Below are 4,368 nucleotides of genomic sequence, written 5' to 3'. Positions count from 1 at the left end.
GCGCCGGCGTCGAGCACGCGGCCGATCGGAGCGGGGTCGGTGGCGGGCACCCGGACCGCGGTGGCGACCGGTACGTGCTCGAGCCGGCGCAGCAGCAGCGCGACGTCGGCGTCGTCGAGATAGCCGTGCTGGGTGTCGAATCCGACGTAGTCGTATCCGGCGGCGGCGAACTCCTCGGGTCCGATAAGCGTCGGGCCGACGACCCAGCCACCCCAGAGCGTCGGCCGGTCGGCCAGGGCCCGCCGGAACGCGTTCATCCGGCGATCGCGATCTTGACGCGTCCGGGTGTGGGCCGGCAGGCGAGCTCGAACGCCTCTGCGACGGCGTCGACACCGAAGGTGTGCGTGAGGTAGCGGGGCAGCAGGCCGGGGTGCTCGGCGGCGAACCGGCCTGCCCGCTCGAGCACCCGGCGGCGGTTTTGTGTCACACCGGATTTCAGCGTCAGATTGTTGCGGAGCATCGCCCGCATGTTGATCGGGTAGCTGTCGTCGTCGGGCACTCCGAAGTAGAAGACGGTGCCGGCGAACGCCGCGGCTTCGACCGCATGGTTGAGGGTGGCCACCTGGTGGCCGACGGCCTCGATGACGATGTCGGGCCGGTCGGCGGGAGCGAGGTGGCCTACCCACCTGTCGCTCGTGGCGCGCACGGCGGTGTCGACGCCGAAATGCGGGGCCAGCGCGGCGCGGTCGACGGGGTCGACGCCGATCACCTCTGCGGCGCCCGCAGCCTTGGCGACGTAGGAGAACAGCAGCCCGATGGAGCCCTGGCCGATGACCGCCACCCGCCGCCCGGCCAGTGCGGGCAGCTGCTCGACGGCGTACAGCACGCAGGCCAGTGGTTGCAGCCCGACGGCCTGCGCCGGGCTCAACGCCTGGTCGAAGGGCGCCAGCCCGTCGCCGTCTGCGACCACCAGCTGCTGCAGGCCGTCGAACCCGGATGCCCACCCCACCACCCGGTCACCGTCGCGGTGGCGGGGATGGCGGCTGGCGATCACCTCGCCGGCGATCTCGTGGATCGGGAAGCCGTCCATCTCCGCGGCGTGGGCCCCGGTGTCGCCGGGCAGTCGGCCGCGGGTGCCGCGAAACCCGGGCAGGTCGCTGCCGCAGATGCCGGCGGCCAGGAACCGCAGCAGCACCTGTCCGTCGGCCAGGCCCGCCGCGGAGGGCTCGGGCCGGTCGGTGCGTTCGAAGGTGAACGGCGCGACGAGCCGGTAGGACCACATCGTCACACCTCCACCGGCAGGCTGTTCCAGCCCCACTGGAAGCTCGACGGCGGCCGATACGCCCGCGCGGCGTCGATGTGGAAGTCGGGCACCCGGCGCAACCATTCCTGCACCAGGATGGTGACCTCGAGCCGGGCCAGGTGCACGCCGAGGCAGAAGTGTTGTCCGCGGCCGAATGCCAGCAGCCGTTCGACCCGGCGGTCCCACACGAACTCCTCGGCGTCGGGGTACTCGCGTTCGTCGAACTTCGCCGAGGCGAGCAGGGTGATGACCCGCTGGCCGGGCTCGATGGTGGTGCCGTGCAGGGTGAACGGCTTGCGCAGGGTGCGCGCGAACCACTGCGCCGGGGCGCAGTACCGGATCATCTCCTCGCGCGCCGTCGGCACGTTGGCGTCGGGATCGGCGCGCACGGCCGCCATCTGCTCCGGTCGCGAGCCGAGTTCCCACAACCCGTGCGCGACGATCTTGGGGACGGTCTCCGTGCCTCCGATGAAGACGCCGAGCATCTGCACCGCCGCCTCCATGTCGGTGAACTGCGACCCGTCGGGCAGGGTGTGGCCGAGCAGGCTGTCGACGATAGGAACCTCCTCCCCGAGGCCCGCCCGCCGCCGCTGCACCACCGGCGCGAGATACTCCAGGTAGCCCGGCCGGGCGTTGGCCACCTCGACACCGCTGCCCGGCTGCGCAAGGCTGCCTGCGTTCACGGTGCCCAGTACATCGGAGGCCAGCTCGACGGGCAGCCCGAGCACGTCGCACACCACCGACGCGGCGACCATGCCGCCGTAGTCCTGGGTGAGGTCGAACCGGCCGCGCGGCAGCAGTTCGTCGAGACGCTCGTTCGCCAGTTGCCGGATCCTGTCGGCGAACCGGGGCACCGAGCGCGGCCGGAACGGCGCCGAGGTGCACCGCCTGACGGTGTCGTAGACCGGGGTGTCGAAGTTGGCGTGGAACGGCATCGGGTGCAGCGGTGGGTCGGCCACCGGCCCGCTGTTGCTCTGCGCCAGCACCGCCGCGGCGGGCAGCGTGCCCTCCGAGGCGACGAACGTGCCGTCGTTGACGCCCAGCACATCCCAGATGTCGGCGAATCGCGAGACCGCATAGGTGTCCAGGTCCGCCACGTAGTACAGCGGATGTTCGTCGCGCAGCACCCGGTAGTAAGGCGTCGGGTCCGCCATCACCGCCGGGTCGAACGGGTGGTACGAGAACCGTTTCTCCACAGGCGTTTCCATCGCGGTCATTGCAGCGGGGACGGCGGCAGGGCCTGCAGTATGGAATCCTCCCAGCCGTCGCGCAGTGCGGGCGCGACGCTCATCCAGGTGACGATCTCGGCGGGCGGGCTGTCTTTCCACGACGGGTAGTGCTCGGCGAAGCAGTCCCAGTCGCCGTCGAGCGCCCAGTAGTGGATGACCTCGTTGAACCGGAAGGTGGTGATGAACGAGCCCAGCCACCGCTTGCCGGTGCGTTCGGACCACGGCACGTAGAGCCGTTCGAGTTCGCGGATGTAGTCGTCCTGGCGGCCGGGCTTGGTCTGCATGATCTCCTGGATCACCAGGCCCGCGCCGAAGCCCGCCGAGGTGAGCTCGGTCAGCGTGCGGTTGCTGCGGCCTGCGTACATGATCCGGCCCTCGCCGTGGGCGCCTGCGCCGGCCAGGAACGCCGCCCACTCCGCGGCCTGCGCCTCATGGGTTCCGCCGCGCGACTGTGCCTTTCCGATGCGCGAGTAGTCGGCGAAGGCGTCGACCTCCCAGATGACGGTGACCTGTGGCCAGTGCCCGTTGTAGGGCGTCGTCTCCCACATCGCGAACAGCCGGGCCCCGAGCTCGGCCATCATCGGATGATAGGTGGCGCTGAAGGCCTCGGTGAAGCGATCGCTGCACATCGACCCCAGTGCGATGGTCTCGTGCAGATAGAGCAGTGTGTGGCTGTGGTACTTCTTCATGACCTGCCGCCGGTGGTCATCGCGAGCAGGTGCGGACGGTTGACAGTGGCACCCAGCGAGCGTGACACTTATGCCGTGATTTGTAAAGGTGCGCAGTGACACCGCTGGCATCCGGCTTCTGCTTCGGCGAGGGGCCGCGGTGGTTCGAGGGATTGCTGTGGTTCTCCGACATGCTCGGCGAAGCGGTCCACACCGTCGACATGGCGGGCTCGATGACCACACTGCCGGTTCCCGGGCACGCGCCGTCGGGTCTCGGCTTCCGGCCGGACGGGACGCTGCTCATCGCGTCCACCCAGCGGCGCGAGATCCTGGCCTACGACGGCGACACCGTGGTGACCGTGGCGACTCCGGCCGACCTGGCGCCTGCGGCGTTGGGCGACATGGTGATCGACGACGCGGGCCGGGCCTACATCGGGTCACAGGCGCGGTCGGGCGGGGTGATCCTGCGACTCGATCCCGACGACAGCGTCACGGTCGTCGCCGGCGATCTCGACTTCCCGAACGGCATGGTGATCACGCCGGACGGCGCCACCCTGATCGTCGCGGAGTCCACCGGTCGCCGCCTGACGGCGTTCCCACTGTCCGGGGACGGCACACTCGGAGAGCGACGCCCGTTCGCCGAGAACCTGGCCGGCCCGCCCGACGGGCTCGCGATCGACGCCGAAGGCGGGGTCTGGACGTCGATGACGCTGGCGCACGAGTTCGTCCGGATCGTCGACGGCGGCAGTCGGGGGGCCCGGGTGACCGACCGGATCGACGCCGGCGGGCGGACCGCGATCGCCTGCGCGCTCGGCGGCCCGGAGGACCGGGTGCTGTTCCTGCTGACGAGCACCGGCGCCTACCCCGAACGGCTTGCCGGAACGAAGGACTCGCGGGTGGACGCGGTGGCCGTCGACGTCGCCGGGGTGCACGGCACGGGGGTGCACGGGCATGTCTGATGCGTACTACGAACTCGTCGACGCCGACGACCCGGTCGGCGAACGGTTCTCGGCGACCGATCTCGTGCGCAGCACCTGGTCGGCGTCGATTCAGCACGCCGCGCCCGTCTCGGCGCTGCTGGTGCGTGCCCTCGAGCAGCGCGAGCAGCGCACCGACACCCGGCTGAGCCGGGTGCTGGTCGACCTGCTCGGCCCGGTGCCCGCGGACGGCGACCTGTGGCTGCGGTCCCGGATCGAGCGGCGGGGCAGGCAGATCGAACTCGTCGCCG

At 70.9% G+C, this 4,368-nt stretch carries 5 protein-coding genes and 1 pseudogene; 2 read left to right on the top strand and 4 right to left on the bottom strand.

Annotated elements, in window-relative coordinates:
- The 4 genes and pseudogenes from Q2100_RS24355 to Q2100_RS24340 all read right to left on the bottom strand — a co-directional run.
- A pseudogene (locus tag Q2100_RS24355) lies at nucleotides 1-257 on the bottom strand (HpcH/HpaI aldolase family protein); the annotation flags it as partial.
- A complete protein-coding gene (locus Q2100_RS24350) occupies nucleotides 254-1,222 on the bottom strand; it encodes a zinc-binding dehydrogenase (RefSeq protein WP_302916126.1) in 969 nt (322 codons plus the stop codon). The pseudogene Q2100_RS24355 and the gene Q2100_RS24350, both read right to left, overlap by 4 nt.
- 2 nt (nucleotides 1,223-1,224) lie before the next feature.
- Nucleotides 1,225-2,451, bottom strand: a complete 1,227-nt coding sequence (locus Q2100_RS24345) for a cytochrome P450 (RefSeq protein ID WP_302916125.1) — start codon at nucleotides 2,449-2,451, stop codon at nucleotides 1,225-1,227.
- A gap of 5 nt (nucleotides 2,452-2,456) precedes the next feature.
- Nucleotides 2,457-3,161, bottom strand: coding sequence for an NIPSNAP family protein (locus Q2100_RS24340; RefSeq protein WP_264015356.1), 705 nt, complete (start codon nucleotides 3,159-3,161; stop codon nucleotides 2,457-2,459).
- 95 nt (nucleotides 3,162-3,256) lie between these two features.
- Here Q2100_RS24340 and Q2100_RS24335 point away from each other — a divergent pair, with 95 nt between their 5' ends.
- Nucleotides 3,257-4,099, top strand: coding sequence for an SMP-30/gluconolactonase/LRE family protein (locus Q2100_RS24335; RefSeq protein WP_302916124.1), 843 nt, complete (start codon nucleotides 3,257-3,259; stop codon nucleotides 4,097-4,099).
- A partial coding sequence (locus Q2100_RS24330) for an acyl-CoA thioesterase domain-containing protein (RefSeq protein ID WP_328518135.1) occupies nucleotides 4,092-4,368 on the top strand: 277 nt, incomplete at its 3' end. The genes Q2100_RS24335 and Q2100_RS24330, both read left to right, overlap by 8 nt.

Origin of the sequence: Mycolicibacterium arseniciresistens (genome assembly GCF_030519285.1) — a bacterium.
Taxonomy (GTDB): Bacteria; Actinomycetota; Actinomycetes; order Mycobacteriales; family Mycobacteriaceae; genus Mycobacterium; species Mycobacterium arseniciresistens.
This window is presented reverse-complemented; position numbering and strand designations above follow the sequence as displayed.

Bases quoted from the DNA above. Each gene is read 5' to 3' on its own strand.
- Q2100_RS24350 (WP_302916126.1), bottom strand. From the start codon at position 1,222: ATGTGGTCCTACCGGCTCGTCGCGCCGTTCACCTTCGAACGCACCGAC.
- Q2100_RS24345 (WP_302916125.1), bottom strand. From the start codon at position 2,451: ATGGAAACGCCTGTGGAGAAACGGTTCTCGTACCACCCGTTCGACCCG.
- Q2100_RS24340 (WP_264015356.1), bottom strand. From the start codon at position 3,161: ATGAAGAAGTACCACAGCCACACACTGCTCTATCTGCACGAGACCATC.